At 63.3% G+C, this 17,647-nt stretch carries 15 protein-coding genes; 6 read left to right on the plus strand and 9 right to left on the minus strand.

Features of this window, described 5'->3' with window-relative positions:
- Window positions 1-311: 311 nt before the first annotated feature.
- From LQ249_RS05865 to LQ249_RS05880, 4 genes are read right to left on the minus strand one after another with little or no spacing between them, the layout of a single operon-like run.
- Window positions 312-1,676, minus strand: coding sequence for a heavy metal sensor histidine kinase (locus LQ249_RS05865; RefSeq protein ID WP_057004270.1), 1,365 nt, complete (start codon window positions 1,674-1,676; stop codon window positions 312-314).
- Complete coding sequence (locus LQ249_RS05870; protein WP_017845918.1) at window positions 1,666-2,343, minus strand: heavy metal response regulator transcription factor; 678 nt, start codon at window positions 2,341-2,343, stop codon at window positions 1,666-1,668. The genes LQ249_RS05865 and LQ249_RS05870 overlap by 11 nt, the downstream gene beginning before the upstream one ends.
- A 9-nt stretch (window positions 2,344-2,352) precedes the next feature.
- Entirely contained in the window at window positions 2,353-5,448 is a 3,096-nt protein-coding gene (locus LQ249_RS05875) for a multidrug efflux RND transporter permease subunit (RefSeq protein WP_079442882.1), read from the minus strand.
- Entirely contained in the window at window positions 5,445-6,611 is a 1,167-nt protein-coding gene (locus LQ249_RS05880) for an efflux RND transporter periplasmic adaptor subunit (protein ID WP_232566250.1), read from the minus strand. Before LQ249_RS05880 ends, LQ249_RS05875 begins: the two co-directional genes overlap by 4 nt.
- A gap of 215 nt (window positions 6,612-6,826) precedes the next feature.
- Between LQ249_RS05880 and LQ249_RS05885 the strand changes: the two genes are divergently transcribed.
- On the plus strand, window positions 6,827-7,060 hold the full coding sequence (locus LQ249_RS05885; RefSeq protein ID WP_017845915.1) for a hypothetical protein: 234 nt from the start codon (window positions 6,827-6,829) through the stop codon (window positions 7,058-7,060).
- Window positions 7,061-7,228: 168 nt separating this feature from the next.
- On the plus strand, window positions 7,229-8,017 hold the full coding sequence (locus LQ249_RS05890; protein ID WP_057004272.1) for a transporter substrate-binding domain-containing protein: 789 nt from the start codon (window positions 7,229-7,231) through the stop codon (window positions 8,015-8,017).
- Here the strand turns inward: LQ249_RS05890 and LQ249_RS05895 are convergent.
- The 5 genes from LQ249_RS05895 to LQ249_RS05915 all read right to left on the minus strand — a co-directional run bounded on the left by LQ249_RS05895 (window position 8,014) and on the right by LQ249_RS05915 (window position 12,676).
- Window positions 8,014-8,757, minus strand: coding sequence for a YkgJ family cysteine cluster protein (locus LQ249_RS05895; RefSeq protein ID WP_232566251.1), 744 nt, complete (start codon window positions 8,755-8,757; stop codon window positions 8,014-8,016). The genes LQ249_RS05890 and LQ249_RS05895 overlap by 4 nt on opposite strands.
- 108 nt (window positions 8,758-8,865) lie before the next feature.
- Window positions 8,866-9,348 (minus strand): GNAT family N-acetyltransferase, encoded by a 483-nt coding sequence (locus tag LQ249_RS05900; RefSeq protein WP_046384643.1) that lies wholly within the window; start codon window positions 9,346-9,348, stop codon window positions 8,866-8,868.
- Window positions 9,349-9,351: 3 nt separating this feature from the next.
- Window positions 9,352-10,254 carry a chemotaxis protein gene (locus LQ249_RS05905; RefSeq protein WP_017845911.1) on the minus strand — a complete coding sequence of 301 codons (903 nt, stop codon included), beginning with the start codon at window positions 10,252-10,254 and terminating at the stop codon, window positions 9,352-9,354.
- Between the two features lie 96 nt (window positions 10,255-10,350).
- On the minus strand, window positions 10,351-11,325 hold the full coding sequence (locus LQ249_RS05910; protein ID WP_046384642.1) for a 2-hydroxyacid dehydrogenase: 975 nt from the start codon (window positions 11,323-11,325) through the stop codon (window positions 10,351-10,353).
- 382 nt (window positions 11,326-11,707) lie between these two features.
- Complete coding sequence (locus tag LQ249_RS05915) at window positions 11,708-12,676, minus strand: LysR family transcriptional regulator (RefSeq protein ID WP_017845908.1); 969 nt, start codon at window positions 12,674-12,676, stop codon at window positions 11,708-11,710.
- Between the two features lie 182 nt (window positions 12,677-12,858).
- On the opposite strand from LQ249_RS05915, the gene LQ249_RS05920 reads away from it, so the two are divergent.
- From LQ249_RS05920 to LQ249_RS05935, 4 genes are read left to right on the plus strand one after another with little or no spacing between them, the layout of a single operon-like run.
- Window positions 12,859-14,370, plus strand: a complete 1,512-nt coding sequence (locus tag LQ249_RS05920; protein WP_057004275.1) for an efflux transporter outer membrane subunit — start codon at window positions 12,859-12,861, stop codon at window positions 14,368-14,370.
- Between the two features lie 10 nt (window positions 14,371-14,380).
- Window positions 14,381-16,582, plus strand: a complete 2,202-nt coding sequence (locus tag LQ249_RS05925; RefSeq protein WP_169881194.1) for an FUSC family protein — start codon at window positions 14,381-14,383, stop codon at window positions 16,580-16,582.
- Window positions 16,572-16,772: a DUF1656 domain-containing protein gene (locus LQ249_RS05930; RefSeq protein ID WP_046384639.1), complete on the plus strand. Its 201-nt coding sequence runs from the start codon at window positions 16,572-16,574 to the stop codon at window positions 16,770-16,772. Before LQ249_RS05925 ends, LQ249_RS05930 begins: the two co-directional genes overlap by 11 nt.
- 10 nt (window positions 16,773-16,782) lie before the next feature.
- Window positions 16,783-17,643, plus strand: a complete 861-nt coding sequence (locus LQ249_RS05935; protein WP_046384638.1) for an efflux RND transporter periplasmic adaptor subunit — start codon at window positions 16,783-16,785, stop codon at window positions 17,641-17,643.
- Window positions 17,644-17,647: the final 4 nt, after the last annotated feature.

Raw genomic sequence — 17,647 nt, forward strand, 5'->3', positions numbered from 1 at the left:
GGAAACGGCCAATGTCGTGGGGGTGTGCCTGGCCTTTTTTGCGGCAAAAAAAAAGCCGCTGAAGTCAGCGGCTTTAAGACAGATTCCCAGTGTAGAGCCCTGGAAAAAAGTCGAGGGAAATTCGGGTAAGCGGGTCAGCTGTCTTTGCCGTCGCGCTCATCGATGCGTCAAATTAACGCAGGCGAGCGCTGCGATACAGAGTGTAACAAGATAATGACTGTTGCCCAAATCGCAACAGTCAGAGATTTAGCGCATGCCAATGTGGGAGGGGGCAAGCCCCCTCCCACATTGGTCTGAAGTGTTCTCAAGCGTTAGACCGGCAGGGTAATACCGAAGGTGTTGCCGCCGGCGTCACTGCGCACGAATACATCGCCGCCATGCATCAGCGCAATCGCCTTGACGATGGCCAGCCCCAGCCCATGGTTGGCGCCACTGTTGCTGCGCGATGCGTCCACCCGATAGAAGCGTTCGAACAGCCGAGGCAGGTGCTCGCTGGCAATCGCGTCGCCGGGGTTGGTCACGGCGATCGCCACCTGATGCTCCCGCACGTCGATGTTCACCGCGATGACCTGCCCTGGCGCGGTGTGCTGCACCGCGTTGCTCAGCAGGTTGATCAGTGCGCGGCGCAGGTGGGCTCTTTCGATCTGCACCTGGGCGTCGCCGTGGACGTGCACCCGGACCTGGGCGTCTTCGAGGATGAAGTCCAGGTAGTCGAGGGTGGTCGCCACTTCGTCGGCCAGGGAGCTCTCGATCAGCTTGGTGGCCTTGCTGCCCTGGTCGGCGCTGGCGAGGAACAGCATGTCGTTGATGATCGAACGCAGGCGCTCCAGTTCTTCCAGGTTCGATTGCAGCACCTCGAAATAATGTTCGGCCGAGCGCCCGCGTGTCAGGGCCACCTGGGTCTGGCCGATCAGGTTGGTCAGGGGCGAGCGCAGTTCATGGGCGACGTCGGCATTGAACGATTCCAGGCGCGAGTAGGCCTGTTCGACGCGGTCCAGGGTGGCGTTGAACGAGTTGACGAACTGACGCAACTCCGGCGGCAGCGGCGACAGTTGCAGGCGCCCGGAGAGTTTCGGCGGTGCGAGTTTCTGCGCTTCGTCCGAGAGTTTACTCAGCGGCTTGAGGCCGATGCGCGAGACCCAGAACCCCAGCAGCGCCGCCAGCACCACGCCGATAAACGCCAGGCTGATCAGCGCCACCAGCAAGTGGTGCTGGGTGGCGCGGAAGTTTTCGGTGTCGATGGCGATCATGAAGCGCAACGGCGGGCGCTGGTCCTGGGCGGGGAACTGGCTCACCAGCACCTTGAACGGTTCGGTGTGATTGGCCAGGCGCAAGTCGCGCTTGCCGGTCGGGCCGGTGGCGAAGGCGCGGATCTGTGCGTCCGGGCTGCCATATTCGTAGTTCGGGTCGCTGCTCACCACCCAGAAACGGATGCGCTTGTCTTCCTCGGCCAACAACTTGAGTTTGGCCTTGATCTTGGTCCAATGCTCCGGCGTGCCGAAGCGCTTCACCGAGGACTCCAACACGCTGTAGCGCGCATCCAGTTCGGCCTCGGGTAACAGGCCCAAGCCACGGTCCACCTGCTGATAGAGCGCGCCGCCGATCAACAGGAAGATCAGCAGCGCCACCAGGGTGAACATGCCGCTCAAGCGCAGCGCGATGGAGTTAGTTGACACCGCGGTTCTCCAGCACATAACCCATGCCACGGATGGTGTGCAGCAGCTTCTGTTCGAACGGCCCGTCGAGCTTGGCGCGCAGGCGTTTGATCGCGACTTCGACCACGTTGGCGTCGCTGTCGAAGTTGATGTCCCAGACCATCTCCGCGATGGCGGTCTTGGACAGGATCTCACCCTGGCGCCGCGCCAATACGCTGAGCAGCGAGAACTCCTTGGCGGTCAGGTCCAGGCGCACGCCGTTGCGGCTGGCCTTGCGGCTGATCAGGTCGATCCACAGGTCGGCGACCGTCACCTGCACCGGTTCGTGCCCGCCACTGCGGCGGGTCAGGGCTTGCAGGCGCGCCACCAGCTCCAGGAACGAAAACGGCTTGCCCAGGTAATCGTCGGCGCCTTCACGCAGGCCGCGAATGCGGTCTTCCACGCGTTCGCGGGCGGTGAGCATGATCACCGGCGTTTGCTTGCGCGCACGCAGGGCACGCAACACGCCGAAGCCGTCGAGACCGGGCAGCATCACGTCGAGCACGATCACCGCGTAATCGTTTTCCAGCGCCAGGTGCAAACCTTCGACGCCTTCACGCGCCACGTCGACGGTGTAGCCTTGCTCCGTCAGGCCGCGATGCAGGTAGTCCGCGGTTTTTTCTTCATCTTCAACGATCAGTACGCGCATGACCCCGCCTTAATGTGTGGTCGCCAACGCGGGCGTTGGTGTGGGCCGGTGGAAAAACCGCTCAAGGTACAAGTATATGATCGGCGTGGTGAACAGCGTCAGCGCCTGGCTCACCAGCAAGCCGCCGACCACCGCGATCCCCAGCGGTTGGCGCAGTTCCGCGCCGGGGCCTGCGCCGAGCATCAGCGGCACGGCGCCGAGCAGGGCGGCGAGGGTGGTCATGATGATCGGCCGGAACCGCGTGACGCAGGCTTCGTAGATCGCTTCCTCCGGCGGCAGGCCTCTGACCCGCTGGGCTTCGAGGGCGAAGTCGATCATCAGGATGCCATTCTTCTTCACGATGCCGATCAGCAACACCAGGCCGATCAAGGCCATGATCGAAAAGTCCTGGCCCAGCAGCCACAACATGATCAACGCGCCCAAGCCAGCCGAGGGCAGGGTGGAAATGATCGTCAGCGGGTGGACGAAACTTTCGTACAACACGCCGAGAATGATGTACACCGCCACCAGCGCCGCGAGGATCAGCCACGGCTGGCTGGCCAGCGAACTCTGGAACGCCTGGGCCGCGCCCTGGAAGTTGCCGAGGATGGTGGCCGGCATGCCGATTTCGTTCTTGGCCTGGTTGAGCATGATCACCGCATCCCCCAACGCCACGCCGGGCGCCAGGTTGAACGACAGGTTGGCCGCCGGGAACATGCCGTCATGGCTGATGGACAGCGGGCCCACGCTGGGCGGGTCGACCTTGGCCAGGGCCGACAACGGCACCATCTCGTTGGTCAGCGGCGAGCGCAGATAGAAGTAATTGAGGCTTTCGGCTTTGCCGCGTTGCTGGGTATCGAGTTCCAGCACCACTTGGTATTGGTTGATTTCGGTCTGGAACTCGTTGATCTGGCGCTGGCCGAACGCGTCGTACAACGCCTGGTCGACATCGGTGGCGGTCAGGCCGAAGCGCGCGGCGGCCTGGCGGTCGATGCTGATGTGGGTGATGCTGCCGCCCAGTTGCAGGTCGTTGGACAGGTCGCGAAACGCCGGGTTGGCGCGCAGTTTTTCGGTGAGGCGCTGGGTCCAGGTATTCAATGTCGCGCCGTCGTTGCTCTTGAGCACGTACTGGTACTGGGCGCGGCTGGGGCCGGAGCTGAGGTTGATGTCCTGGCCAGCGCGCAGGTACAGCACGATGCCCGGCACCTTCGCCAGTTTCGAGCGGATGCGGTCGATGAACTGGCTGGCGGACACGTCGCGATCGCCGCGGTCTTTCAAGGCGATCCAGAAACGGCCGTTGGCGATGGTCTGGTTGCTGCCGGTGACGCCCACCGAATGGGAAAACGTTGCCACCGCCGGGTCAGCCTTGATGATCTCGGCCAGGGCCTTGTGCTTGGCGACCATGTCCGGGAACGACACATCGGCCGCCGCTTCGCTGGTGCCAAGCACGAAGCCGGTGTCTTGCACCGGGAAAAAACCCTTGGGGATGAACACGTAGCCGACCACCGCCAGCGCCAGCGTGACCACGAAGATCGCCAGCATGCTGCGTTGATGGACCAGGGCGCGGCGCAGGTTGCGCGCATAGCCGGCCAGCAGGCGTTCGCTGAAACCGGGCTTGGCCTGGGCCGGATGGGTCGGGGCGCGCATGAACAGCGCCGCCAGGGTCGGCGCCAGGGTCAGCGAAACCACCACCGAAATCAGGATGGTCGAGGTCGCCGTCAGTGCGAATTCCTTGAACAGGCGCCCGACCACGCCGCCCATGAACAGCAGCGGAATGAACGCCGCCACCAGCGAGAAGCTGATGGACACCACGGTAAAGCCAATCTCGCCGGCGCCCTTGATCGCCGCTTCACGCTTGCCCAGCCCGGCTTCGAGATGGCGGTGAATGTTCTCCACCACCACGATCGCATCGTCCACCACAAAGCCCACGGCGATGACGATCGCCACCAGGGTCAGGTTGTTCAGGCTGAAGCCCATCAGGTACATCAGGGCGAAGCTGGCGATCAGCGACACCCCGAGCACGCTCGACACAATCAACGTCGCCGACAGCTGGCGCAGGAACAACGCCATCACCGCCACCACCAGCAGCACGGCGATCAGCAGGGTCACTTCCACTTCATGCAGGGAGGCGCGGATGGTCTTGGTGCGGTCGCTCAACACGCTGACCTGCACCGACGCCGGCAGCATGGCCTGCAGGCGCGGCAGTTGCGCTTGAATGCGGTCGACGGTCTCGACGATGTTCGCGCCGGGCTGGCGTGAGATCACCAGGTTGACCCCCGGGGTGTCGCCGGACCAGGCCTGTACGTAGGCGTTTTCCGAGCCGTTGATGACTTTAGCGATATCGCGCAGTTGAACCGGCGCGCCATTCTTGTAGGACACGATCAGTTGGGCGTAGTCCCCGGGTTGAAACAGCTGGTCGTTGGTCGACAGCGTCGACACGCTGTTCTCCCCGTAGATCGCGCCTTTGGCCAGGTTCAGGCTCGACTGCTGGATCGCCACGCGGATGTCGGCCAGGGTCAGGCCGATGGCCGCGAGCTTGTCGGGCGAAGCCTGCACGCGAATCGCCGGACGTTGCTGGCCGGTGATGTTGATCTGGCCGACGCCGTCGATCTGGCTGATCTGCCGTGCCAGCAGGGTTTCCACGTAATCGCTCAGCTCGGTGCTGGGCATGCTGTCGGAACTGACGCTGAGGATCAGCACCGGGCTGTCTGCCGGGTTGACCTTCTTCCAGGTCGGCAGGGTCGGCATATCCCTGGGTAGCTTGCCGGACGCGGTGTTGATCGCCGCCTGGACTTCCTGGGCGGCGGTGTCGATGCTCTTGTTCAGGGTGAATTGCAGGGTCAAGAGGCTGGAGCCCAAGGCGCTGCTGGAGGTCATCTGGGTCATGCCGGGGATGGCGCTGAATTGCACCTCCAGCGGCGTGGCCACCGACGAGGCCATGGTGTCCGGGCTGGCGCCGGGCAGTTGCGCGCTGACCTGGATTGTCGGAAATTCCGCTTCCGGCAGCGGGGCGATGGCCAGTTGCGGGAAGGCAATCAGCCCGAGCAACACCAGGGCGAAGGTCAGCAGCAGGGTCGCGACCGGGTGGTCGACGCACCACGCCGACGGCGAGCGGCTGGCGTTCATGGTTGCACCTTGGCGTCGACGGTCTGGATCACTTGCGGCGGTTCTTTGAGCACGTCGACCCGAGCGCCGGCCTTGAGCCGCGACTGGCCATCGCTGACGAGCACATCACCGGCCTGTACGCCTTTGATGAGCGTCACGTCGCTGTTCTGGTAGGTGACCTGCACCGGCACCACCTCCACCTTGTCGCCGTTGACCCGGTACACAAAGTGCGCGTCCAGGCCGCGTTGCACCACGGTCGGCGGCACCACCAGGGCGTTTTTGTCGAGGCCGGTCTGGATCTTGATGGTCACCAGTTGCCCCGGCCACAGGCGCTGCGTGGCGTTGTTGAACTCGGCCTTGGCGCGCAGGGTGCCGGTGGTGGAACTGATCTGGTTGTCGATCAGGCTCAGGTGGCCTTCACCGAGCAGGTCGCCGGTCTGGCCGTCGGTGTCGGCGCCCAGGTAGGCGTCGACGCTGGCTGGGATAGGGGCCGCGATCAGGCTTTGCAGAGTGGGCAGCATCTGTTGCGGCAGGGAAAATTCGACGGCAATCGGGTCGATCTGCGTCACCGAGAACAGCCCCTGGGCATCGCTCGTGCGCAGGAAGTTGCCTTCATCCACCGTGCGAATCCCTACGCGGCCGCTGACCGGCGAGCGAATCTGAGTGTAGGAAAGCTGCACCTTTGCCGCATCAATCGCCGCCTGATTGCCCTGGACGGTGGCATTGAGTTGGTTGACCAACGCCTGTTGCTGGTCATAGGTCTGCTTGGACACGCCGTCGTCGACACTCAATGCCTTGTAGCGCTTGAGGTTGATCAGCGCGACTTGCAACTGCGCCTGGTTTTCCGCCAACAGCGCCTTGGCCTGCTCGAGGCTGGCGCGGATCGAGCGGTCATCGATGGTCGCCAACAGGTCCCCGGCCTTGACCTGCTGGCCTTCCTTGACCAGTAATCGGGTGAGGATGCCGTCGACCTGTGGGCGGATCACCACGCTGTGCAACGACAGCACCGTCCCAATGCCGCTGACGAAACGCGGGATGTCCTGTTGCGCCACGCTCACCACCCGTACCGGGATCGCTGTCGGCGCCGCCAGTTTGGGTTTGGCCGGCCGCGTCAGGGCCCAGGCTGCAATCGCCAGCACCACGAGGACTCCGACGATCAGCGCGGTTTTTCGTTGAATTTGCATGGAAGTGAGGTGCCAGGGCAGAGGAACGGAAGAGTGAGGTGTCTTTATAGCCCGTCAACCCGGTCAGCAAGGTGACTGCTAACTGACAGCGCTGTCAGTAAACGCCGACCATTCGTACAGGCGGTGGTTAAAGATCCTGAGGGCGCAGGTATACTGCGCGCCAGTGTGGCCCGCAAGCTGGCCCCGCATCAATTTTTGCCTGCTCCGGAGCTTCCATGACTTCCCCGACACATCCCCCTGTTGAAGCGGCCGACCTCGTCGATCCGGCCAGCGCTGAAAGCGTTGAAAAAACCGAGATCCCGGCGTTCAAGTTTCCGTTCAAACCGGGTGAACTGGCCGGGGCCAAGAATGCCGCCCAGCCGTGGTACAAGAACGGCGCCAAGAACGGGCATACCAAGTCCCCAGGCATGGCGCCGCCGGGCACCCGTCGTTCGATGGGTAAACGCTGAGAATAATAAGTCGCACGCTGTGTCGACTATTGCCTACAACGTCTGCTGAAATTTCTGATTGTAGGGCCACGACCGTTTCTTGAAAGCTTGCACAGCCTCCGTGCCGCCCCGGCGTTTTCCGTCGGTGCGGGAGGGTGAGGTTGGACTTTCCGGAAAAGGACGTTTCCTGTGGCTCTGATACACATTTGTGCCGTGCTCGCGTTATTGCTGGCGGCCGATAACGTTGCCGCCGGTGAGTCGCCACGGCGCGAGATCCGTTTCGCCGTCGCTGCGCAATTCTCGCCTTTCCAGAGCCGCAACCCGCAAGGCCAACTGGTCGGCCTGAACATCGACCTGGGTAACGCCCTGTGCGTGCAGTTGAATGTGCGTTGCACCTGGGTCGACCAGGTGCTGGTGGAAAACTTCCCGGCCCTGGAGGCCCGGCAGTTCGACGCAATCATGGGCATGGCGCCTACGTCGATGCGTCGGCGCTGGGTCAACTTCACCGATGAGCTGTATCCGTTCACCACGCGCCTGGTCGCCCGCAGAACATCCGGCCTGCTGCCGACCGTGCGGTCGCTCAAGGGCAAGCGTGTCGGGGTGTTGCTGGGCAGTAATCGCGAAGCCTTCGCCCGAGCGCGGTGGGCGCCCAAGGGCGTTATCGTCAAGAGCTTCTGGCTCAATGACGAACTGATTCGCAGCCTGGTGGCGGGGGATATCGATGCGACCCTGCAAGGCACCGTGGAAATCCGTGAGGTGCTGCTCGATACCGTCGATGGCCAGGACTTTGACTTCCTCGGCCCCGCGATTTCGGCCGAACTCCTGGGCAGCGGCGTGGCGATCGCGGTGCGCAAGCCCGATACCGCCTTGCGCAATGCCCTCAACTGCGCCCTTGAACAACTGATGCAAAGCGGCGAATACCAACGGATCATTCAGCCCTACCGCCTGGATGCCGTTTCCGTCGCGCCCAACGACTAGGCGGCGCGCAGCGGGATAAACGCATAGTTGGCCGGCACCTCGGTGGCAAGCTGTGCCCCCGCGTCCAGCAACTGTTCGGCAATGTCCATCGCGGACACATGAAACACCCACTCATTCGCCACGCCAGGCTGGCTCGCCGCCCGCTCGATCGCCTGGGTAAAGGCATCCATCTGCGGCAGGTACGCCGTAAAGCCATCGCCCTTGAGCGCCGTGGTGCGAATCCCCAACAGGGCACACACCGCCTCTTTGGTCTGCACATCGTCGCGGTCGGCCTGGCGCGAGCGGCGGATCAGTTCCGCCAGTTCCGCGTCCATCAACTCGCCGCCGGCAATCAATAGCGGGCCCTGTTCCCACGACTCCGGCGGGCATTCCTTGGCGGCAGGGTTCAACGGGATGTGCGGGTTGATCTCCATCGGATAGATGCGGCAGACCAACGGTCGGCGTTCATAGATGCGGCACAGGTTGTCTTCGTCAAGATTCCGGCAGCGTCCGGGGTTGTAGGCGGCAAAGGTGATGGCCACGAATGCCTGGGTCGTGCCGCTGGGCACCATCGCCGAACGGCGTTCGGCATGTTCGCGTTGTTGCAGTGGCAGGCCCAGGCCGTTGCCGAGAAAACCTTCCACCAGAACGATCACGCTGCCGCCGTCAGCCGCCCACTGGCGGGCTTCTGCGAGGGTCAGGGGGACATGGTGGTCGGTGCAGCATTTGCCACAACCGACGCAGGAAAAATGAGTGTTCATGGCAGATCTGTCACCAGGCTAGGTCGGAGGGCTCGCGCGAACGGTGACGGGTTTTCACCTCTTTTCAACGTTCGGGAGCACTGAAAGCAAGTTGTGCGCCAGTGCCCGTCAGTCTTCGCTGACCACATCGCGCAGCACGAACACCATGCCCGCGCTTTCATAGAGTTGCCGGGCGCGTCGGTTGCTTTCCAGGACCTTGAGGTCCACGTAGGGTTCGCCGCGCTGCTTGAACACCTGGAAGGTGTGCAGCAACAAGGCGCGGCCCAGCCCCTGGCCCTGGGCGCAGGGGTGTACAGACAGGTTCTTGATGAAGGCGCTGGTCCAGCACTGGGCCACGCCGAGGATGCCCTCGGCGTTGCTCGCCACCAGGCACAGCGTGGGGTCGAACTCGGCATCGGTCACGAACTGCCGCTGCCAGGTTTGCAGGTCGGCGACGTGGCCGCCGCCTTGCGCCTGGGTCATGCGCAACACCGCGTGAATCGCCGGGGCCCATGCGTCGCGGTAGTGATCCAACTGCGTACCGGCCGGCCACTGCGGCGCGGGCAGGTCGCGGGTGAGGTCGCGGCGTAGCAGTTGGAAATACTCGGCCACCGCTTACAGGCCCTTTTGCGCCACGGTCTGGGCGGCCACCACCAGGCATTTGGTCAGTTCGGGCGAGGAGAATTTGGTCAGCACCGCGTCGGCCCCGGCCACGCGCGCTTTTTCGCTGTTCATCGCGCTGTCCAGGGAGGTGTGCAACAGCACGTAAAGGTCCTGGAAGTCCGGGGTTTCGCGCAGGGTGCGGGTGAGGGCGTAACCGTCCATTTCGGACATTTCGATGTCCGACACCACCACATTGATCTGTTCGACGGTGCCCTGCAGTTCCAGCAGCACGTCGATCGCTTCCTTGGCGCTGCGTGCGGTGTGGCAGGTCAGGCCGAGGTTGCGCAGGGTGTGTACTGATTGTTGCAGGGCGACCTGGCTGTCATCCACCACCAGGATTCGCGCGTTGCCCAGCACTTCGGCCTCTTCCATGGTCAAGTCGGTCGGCGCCATTTCAATCGGTGCCGGGGCGATGCCGTGGATGACTTTTTCGATGTCCAGCACCTGCACCAGCCCGCCTTCCACCTGGGTGACCCCGGTGATAAACGAGCGATTGCCGCCGGCACCGAAGGGCGGCGGGCGGATATCGGTGGTCAGGCAATGCACGATCTTGCTCACCGCCTGTACATGCAGGCCCTGCTTGGAGCGGCTGACATCGGTGACGATCAGGCAGCCGCCGTCCGGGTCTTCCAACGGCATTTCGCCGAGGGCGCGGCTCAGGTCGATCACCGACAGCGAGGTGCCGCGCAGCATGGCGATACCTTTGACGTGCGGATGGGACTCCGGCAGCTTGGTCAGCGGCGGGCACGGGATGATTTCGCTGACTTTCAGCAGGTTAATGGCCATCAACTTGCCGCTGCGCAAGGTAAAGAGCAGAAGCGAGAGTGAGTCTGCGCGGGCTTTAGACGTGGACATAAAAACCTTCTGTGGATCAGGGTTGATCATCTATGGAGGGTTATCGACTTCATCGGCCCAGGCTTTAGGGGAATGGGCCGATGAAGTTGACTTATCTCAGCCCTTCCATACCTGCGGGTTGACCAGATCCTGCGGGCGGTGGCCGAGCAGGGCGCTGCGCAGGTTGTCGAGGGCGCGGTTGGCCATGGCTGTGCGGGTTTCGTGGGTCGCCGAGCCGATGTGCGGCAGGGTCACCGCATTGCTCAATTGGAACAGTGGCGACTCGGCCAGCGGTTCCTTTTCATACACGTCCAGCCCCGCCCCGCGAATACGCTGGGTTTGCAGGGCTTCGATCAGCGCCGGTTCGTCGACCACCGGGCCGCGGGAAATATTGATCAGGATCGCGCTGGATTTCATCAGCCCCAGCTCGCGATGACTGATCAGGTGCCGGGTCTTTTCGCTCAACGGCACCACCAGGCAGACGAAGTCCGCTTCGGCGAGTAACTGATCCAGGCTGCAGAACTGTGCGCCCAGTTCCTGCTCCAGTGCGGGCTTGCGGCTGTTGCCGCTGTACACAATCGGCATATTGAAGCCCAGGCGCCCGCGCCGGGCCACGGCGGCGCCGATATTGCCCATGCCGACGATGCCCAGTGTCTTGCCATGCACGTCGCAGCCGAACAACGACGCGCCAACGCTGGCTTTCCACTCGCCGGCCTTGGTCCAAGCGTCCAGCTCGGCCACCCGGCGTGCGCTGCTCATCAGCAGGGCGAAGGCGAGGTCGGCGGTGCTTTCGGTGAGGACGTCGGGGGTGTTGGTGAGCATGACCCCGCGTTCGTTGAGGTAGGCCACGTCATAGTTGTCATAGCCCACCGAGATGCTGGACACCACTTCCAGCCGGCTCGCGCCTTCGAGTTGCGCGCGGCCCAGCTTGCGCCCCACGCCGATCAGGCCGTGGGCATGGGGCAGGGCTTCATTGAACTGTGCATTGATGTCGCCCAGCTTGGGGTTGGGGGCGATCACCTCGAAATCCTGTTGCAGGCGTTCGATCATTTCCGGGGTGATACGGCTGAAGGCGAGGACAGTCTTTTTCATTGCAGGCGGGCTCATCGACTACGGAAGAATGCCAAGCAAGCTAACATTCCTGCCGGCAATTGTCAGGACACCGTTGAACCTCTGTGGGAAGGGGCTTGCCCCCGATAGCAGTGTGTCAGCCAATACCTGCATGACTTCACTACCGCTATCGGGGGCAAGCCCCCTCCTACATTTTTGACCGAGTCCAGCTTCCAGGCTCAGGTTGGTTATAAGGCCGCTCCTAAGAGCAAGAGCCAAATGAGTTCTATCTGATCCATGGAGATCCAAATGTGGGAGGGGGCTTGCCCCCGATAGCAGTGTGTCAGCCAATACATGCATGACTTCATTACCGCTATCGGGAGCAAGCCCCCTCCCACATTGGATCGCTATCGTCTGGCAGAAATCAGTTCGCCATCCGCACGCCGCCCAGGCTGCCGCTCAACTCATACGCGACCAATTCCGCCTGGTGCGCCGCGAGAATTTCCGGCAGCGAACCGCGCAGGTATTCCACCCAGGTCTTGATCTTCGCATCCAGGTACTGGCGCGATGGGTAAATGGCGTACAGGTTCAGTTCCTGGGAGCGATAGTTGGGCATCACCCGCACCAGCGTGCCGTTGCGCAGGCCTTCGATGGCGGCGTACACCGGCAACAGGCCGACGCCCATGCCGCTGGTGATGGCGGTTTTCATCGCATCGGCCGAGTTCACCAGGAACGGCGATGTGTTGATCGCGACACTTTCCTGGCCGTCAGGGCCGTTGAAGCTCCATTTATCCAGCAGGACCACCGGGCTGACCAGGCGCAGGCAGGCGTGGTTGAGCAGATCGTGGGGCCGTTGCGCGCAGCCTTTGGCCTTGACGTAGTCCGGCGAGGCGCAGGCGATGCTGTAGGTGATGCCCAGGCGCTGGGACACGAAGCCCGAGTCCGGCAGTTCGCTGGCCAGCACGATGGACACGTCGTAGCCTTCATCGAGCAAGTCCGGCACGCGGTTGGCCAGGGTCAGGTCGAAGGTCACGTCCGGGTGAGTGCGGCGGTAGCGGGCAATGGCGTCGATGACGAAATGCTGGCCGATACCGGTCATGGTATGCACTTTCAACTGGCCGGCGGGGCGCGCGTGGGCGTCGCTGGCTTCGGCCTCGGCTTCTTCGACGTAGGCCAGGATTTGCTCGCAGCGTAATAAATAGCGTTTACCCGCCTCCGTGAGTGCAATGCGGCGGGTAGTGCGGTTGAGCAAGCGGGTTTGCAGATGGGCCTCCAGGTTGGAGACCGCGCGCGAAATGTTGGCGGTGGTGGTGTCCAGTTGTGCGGCGGCGGCGGTGAAGCTGCCGGCTTCGGCCACAGAACTGAAGGCGCGCATGTTTTGCAAAGTGTCCATGGGGTGTTCTCAAGGGAGATAGCAAATTGTGACAGAAAGTTACGTAGACCAGTGATCCCTACGAAGGGATTATCGCCTGAACGGTAATAAAGATTCACAGGAATACCAGCTTATCGTCATTCCCCTCGCGTCCTAGAATTACACCACCTACCCTGCATCACCCACCTCAGGAATTCGCAGCAGTGCCGCGTCGCATCAGCAGAGAGCTGAAGACTCTCAGTGTTTGGGCCTTATCGTTAGCAATCAGCGGCTGCATCGGAACCGGAGGAATCGCCCCCCAAGACCAGGCCCTCAGCGCCAATACCCTGGCCACCGACGAGGCGATCCAGAGCGCCGCCCGGGACGCCCGCTGGCCCACCGCGCAATGGTGGCAGGCCTATGGCGATCCCCAGCTCAACCGCTGGGTCGAACTCGCGACCCACGACAGCCCGAGCCTGGCCATGGCTGCCGCGCGTGTGCGTGAAGCGCGGGCCATGGCCGGGATTGTCGAGTCGGCCGAGTCGTTGCAGATCAACAGCGACACCACCCTCAAGCGCCACAACTGGCCGAACGACCAGTTCTACGGCCCGGGTGCATTGAGCGGTTCCAACACCTGGGACAACAATACGTCCCTGGGCTTCAGCTACGCCCTCGACCTGTGGGGCCGCGAAAGCAACGCCACCGAGCGTGCCGTCGACCTGGCGCACATGAGCGTGGCCGAAGCACGCCAGGCCCAGCTCGAACTGCAGAACAACGTAGTGCGCGCCTATATCCAGCTGTCGTTGCATTACGCCAACCGCGACATCGTCGCGGCCACGCTGGCCCAGCAACAGCAGATTCTCGACCTGGCGAATAAACGCCTGAACGCGGGCATTGGCACGCATTTCGATGTGAGCCAGGCCGAAACCCCGTTGCCCGAGACCCATCGCCAACTCGATGCCCTGGACGAAGAGATCGCCCTGAGCCGCAACCAGTTGGCGGCGTTGGCGGGTAAAGGCCCGGGCGAGGGCGCGCGACTGCAACGTCCGACCTTGTCCCTCGGCGCGCCGCTGAAATTGCCGTCCAGCCTGCCCGCGCAATTGCTCGGCCAGCGCCCGGACGTGGTCGCCAGCCGTTGGCAGGTGGCAGCGCAGGCGCGTGGCATCGATGTCGCGCACGCCGGCTTCTATCCCAACGTCGATCTGGTCGGCAGCCTCGGCTACATGGCCACCGGCGGTGGCATGCTGGGCTTTCTGACCGGCAAGAAATTCAACTACAACGTCGGCCCGGCCATCACCCTGCCGATCTTCGACGGCGGCCGCCTGCGTTCGCAGCTGGGTGAAGCCAGCGCCGGCTATGACATCGCCGTGGCGCATTACAACCAGACCCTGGTCAACGCGCTCAAGGGCATCAGCGACCAGTTGATCCGCCGCGAATCCATGGACAAGCAAAAGGGCTTCGCCGCAGAGTCGGTGGCCTCGGCGCAGAAAACCTACGACATCGCGATGATCGCCTACCAGCGCGGCCTTACCGATTACCTCAATGTGCTGAACGCCCAGACCCTGTTGTTCCGCCAGCAGCAAGTCGAGCAGCAGGTGCAGGCCGCGCGTCTGACGGCCCACGCCGACCTGGTGACCGCCCTGGGCGGCGGGCTGGGCGCCGGCAACGATGTTCCGCAAGACACCAAGACTGTCCCGAGCAAGACCCCGGCGGCGCTCGCCGTGTTCGATCACTGAGTAGGATTTGATGACTCCCTTGCCTGCACCGCTGCGCTGGCTGTATTCCCTTGAGTGGCGCCGTGGCTTTTTCGACTGGGCACGCAGTGACGGCGTGACCTGGGTGTACATCTTCAAGGTGCTGATCGCTGCGTTCGCCACGCTGTGGCTGGCCATGCGCCTGGAACTGCCGCAACCGCGCACCGCGATGATCACCGTGTTTATCGTGATGCAACCCCAGAGCGGCCAGGTGTTCGCCAAGAGCTTCTATCGCTTCCTCGGCACCTTGGCCGGGTCGGCGGTGATGGTGTTCCTGATCGCCTTGTTTGCGCAGAACACCGAGCTGTTCCTCGGCTCGCTGGCGATCTGGGTGGGGATCTGCACCGCCGGCGCCACGCGCAACCGCAACTTTCGCGCCTATGGCTTCGTGCTCGCCGGTTACACCGCTGCGATGGTCGGCCTGCCGTCCCTGGCCCACCCGGACGGGGCGTTCATGGCGGCCGTGTGGCGGGTGCTGGAAATTTCCCTGGGGATTCTGGTCTCCACGCTGGTCAGCGCGGCGATCCTGCCGCAGACCTCCAGTGCGGCCATGCGCAACGCGCTGTACCAGCGGTTTGGCGTATTCGCGCTGTTCGTCACCGACGGCCTGCGTGGGCGCAGCCAGCGCGAAACCTTCGAAAGCACCAACGTGCGCTTTATCGCCGAAGCCGTGGGCCTGGAAGGCCTGCGCAGCCTCACCGTGTTCGAAGACCCGCACATGCGTCGGCGCAATGGCCGGCTCAGTCGCCTCAACAGCGAATTCATGAGCATCACCACGCGCTTCAACGCCTTGCACCAGTTGCTCGAACGCCTGCGTGCCGATGCCGCGGACCACGTTGTCGCCGAAATCAAACCGGGCTTGCAGGACTTGGCCGAGGTGCTCGACGGGTTCTCCGGCCGCGCCCTCACCAGCCCCGACGCGGCGCGGCTGGTCAACCAGTTGAGCGTCTACAAGGACGGCTTGCCCGCCAAGGTCCGCAGCCTGCGAGCGATCTTCCAGCAAGGCAACCCGAGCGAAGACGAGCAGTTGGACTTTCATACCGCCTACGAGCTGCTCTACCGCTTCGTCGACGACCTGCACAACTACGCACAGACCCACGCCTCCCTGGCCGATCACAGCCATGCGCGGGAACAGTGGGACGAAACCTTCATCCCCAAAACCAACTGGCTGGCCTGCGTGGCCTCGGGGGTGCGGGCGTCGTTCATCCTGATCGTGCTCGGCAGCTACTGGGTGGCGACCGCTTGGCCGAGCGGCGCGACCATGACCATGATCGCCGCCGCCACCGTCGGCCTGTCCGCCGCCACGCCGAACCCCAAACGCATGGCGTTCCAGATGGCGTGCGGCACCCTGATCGGGGCGCTGGTGGGCTTCGTCGAAATGTTTTTCGTGTTTCCCTGGATCGACGGCTTCCCGCTGCTGTGCGTGATGCTCGCGCCGGTGATCATCCTCGGCGCCTTCCTCGCTTCACGCCCGCAATACGCCGGGGTCGGCGTGGGCCTGCTGATCTTTTTCAGCACCGGTTCGGTGCCGGACAACCTCACGGTCTACAACCCCTACAACTTTATCAACGACTACATCGCGATGATCATCGGCATGCTGGTGTGCGCGGCGGCAGGGGCGATCATCCTGCCGCCCAACAGCCGCTGGCTGTGGCGCCGCCTGGAACAGGACCTGCGCGAGCAAGTGGTGTACGCGATCAGCGGCAAGCTCAAGGGCCTGGCGTCGAGTTTCGAAAGCCGCACCCGCGACCTGCTGCACCAGGCCTACGGCCTCGCTGTCGGCCAGCCGCAAGTGCAACGCAACCTGTTGCGCTGGATGTTCGTGGTGCTTGAAGTCGGCCATGCGATCATCGAGTTGCGCAAGGAACAGGCGATCTTGCCGATCCACCCGGCCTACGCCGAATCCCAGCCCTGGCGCCAGGCGATCCGCGTGATGGGCCGCTCACTGGTGCGCCTGTTCCTGCAACCCAGCGCCAGCAACCTGGAGCGCGGGCTGATTGCCGTCGACCATGCGATCAGCCGCGTGCAGGCGACCGACGAACCCTTCGCGCCGCACTTCGATACCTCGGCCCTGCGTCGGGTGAAAAGCTACCTGCACTTCATCCGCACTTCGCTGCTGGACCCGCAATCGCCGCTGGCGGCCTACAAGCCCCAAGGCGCGCTTATGTTGAAAGGAGCTGGGCATGCCTCGTGAAATCGCGTTCCACGGCATTTACATGCCGACCGTGACCCTGATGTTTTTGATCGCGGCGGGGTTGGCCTGGGCGCTGGACCGCTTCCTGGCGGGGTTCGATCTGTACCGTTTTTTCTGGCACCCGGCGTTGCTGCGCCTGAGCCTGTTCGTTTGCCTGTTCGGCGCCCTGGCGCTGACCGTCTACCGTTGAGAATGCCCCGATGAAAAAGTTTTTCAGCCTGCTCGCGACCTTGCTGGTTCTGGCTCTGGCGATCTGGATTGGCCGCACGCTGTGGGTGCATTACATGGAAACCCCCTGGACCCGCGATGGCCGCGTGCGTGCCGACATCATCAACGTCGCCGCCGACGTCACCGGCGAAGTGGTCGACGTGCCGGTGCGTGACAACCAGTTGGTGAAAAAGGGCGACCTGCTGATGCAGATCGACCCCGAGCACTACCGCCTCGCCGTCAAACAGGCACAAGCCCTTGTCGCATCGCGCAAAGCCACCTGGGAAATGCGCAAAGACAACGCCCACCGCCGCGCCGACCTCGACGCGCTGGTGATCTCCAGGGAAAACCGCGACGACGCCAGCAACGTCGCCGACTCGGCCCTCGCCGACTACCAGCACGCCCAGGCACAACTGGAAGCCGCCGAACTGAACTTGAAACGCACGCAAGTGGTGGCGGCCGTCGACGGCTACGTCACCAACCTCAACGTGCATCGCGGTGACTACGCGCGCATCGGCGAAGCCAAGATGGCCGTGGTCGATATGAACTCGTTCTGGGTCTATGGCTTCTTCGAAGAAACCAAACTGCCCCACGTCAAGGTCGGCGATAAGGCCGATATGCAGTTGATGAGCGGCGAAACCCTCAAGGGCCATGTGGAAAGCATCTCCCGCGGCATCTACGACCGCGATAACCCCGAGAGCCGCGAACTGATCGCCGACGTGAACCCGACCTTCAACTGGGTGCGCTTGGCCCAGCGCGTGCCGGTGCGGATTCATATCGATGAAGTGCCCGAAGGCGTGTTGTTGGCGGCGGGGATTACCTGCACGGTGATTGTCGACTCTATCCAGCACTGAACCT

Source organism: Pseudomonas sp. 7-41, from assembly GCF_021233075.1.
Lineage (GTDB): Bacteria > Pseudomonadota > Gammaproteobacteria > Pseudomonadales > Pseudomonadaceae > Aquipseudomonas > Aquipseudomonas veronii.

What these genes read in the sequence shown, in the direction of transcription:
- LQ249_RS05875 (WP_079442882.1), bottom strand. Translation starts at nt 5,448, where the DNA reads ATGAACGCCAGCCGCTCGCCGTCGGCGTGGTGCGTCGACCACCCGGTC.
- LQ249_RS05915 (WP_017845908.1), bottom strand. Translation starts at nt 12,676, where the DNA reads ATGGACACTTTGCAAAACATGCGCGCCTTCAGTTCTGTGGCCGAAGCC.
- LQ249_RS05895 (WP_232566251.1), bottom strand. Translation starts at nt 8,757, where the DNA reads ATGAACACTCATTTTTCCTGCGTCGGTTGTGGCAAATGCTGCACCGAC.
- LQ249_RS05935 (WP_046384638.1), top strand. Translation starts at nt 16,783, where the DNA reads ATGAAAAAGTTTTTCAGCCTGCTCGCGACCTTGCTGGTTCTGGCTCTG.
- LQ249_RS05880 (WP_232566250.1), bottom strand. Translation starts at nt 6,611, where the DNA reads ATGCAAATTCAACGAAAAACCGCGCTGATCGTCGGAGTCCTCGTGGTG.
- LQ249_RS05930 (WP_046384639.1), top strand. Translation starts at nt 16,572, where the DNA reads ATGCCTCGTGAAATCGCGTTCCACGGCATTTACATGCCGACCGTGACC.
- LQ249_RS05925 (WP_169881194.1), top strand. Translation starts at nt 14,381, where the DNA reads ATGACTCCCTTGCCTGCACCGCTGCGCTGGCTGTATTCCCTTGAGTGG.
- LQ249_RS05910 (WP_046384642.1), bottom strand. Translation starts at nt 11,325, where the DNA reads ATGAAAAAGACTGTCCTCGCCTTCAGCCGTATCACCCCGGAAATGATC.
- LQ249_RS05905 (WP_017845911.1), bottom strand. Translation starts at nt 10,254, where the DNA reads ATGTCCACGTCTAAAGCCCGCGCAGACTCACTCTCGCTTCTGCTCTTT.
- LQ249_RS05870 (WP_017845918.1), bottom strand. Translation starts at nt 2,343, where the DNA reads ATGCGCGTACTGATCGTTGAAGATGAAGAAAAAACCGCGGACTACCTG.
- LQ249_RS05885 (WP_017845915.1), top strand. Translation starts at nt 6,827, where the DNA reads ATGACTTCCCCGACACATCCCCCTGTTGAAGCGGCCGACCTCGTCGAT.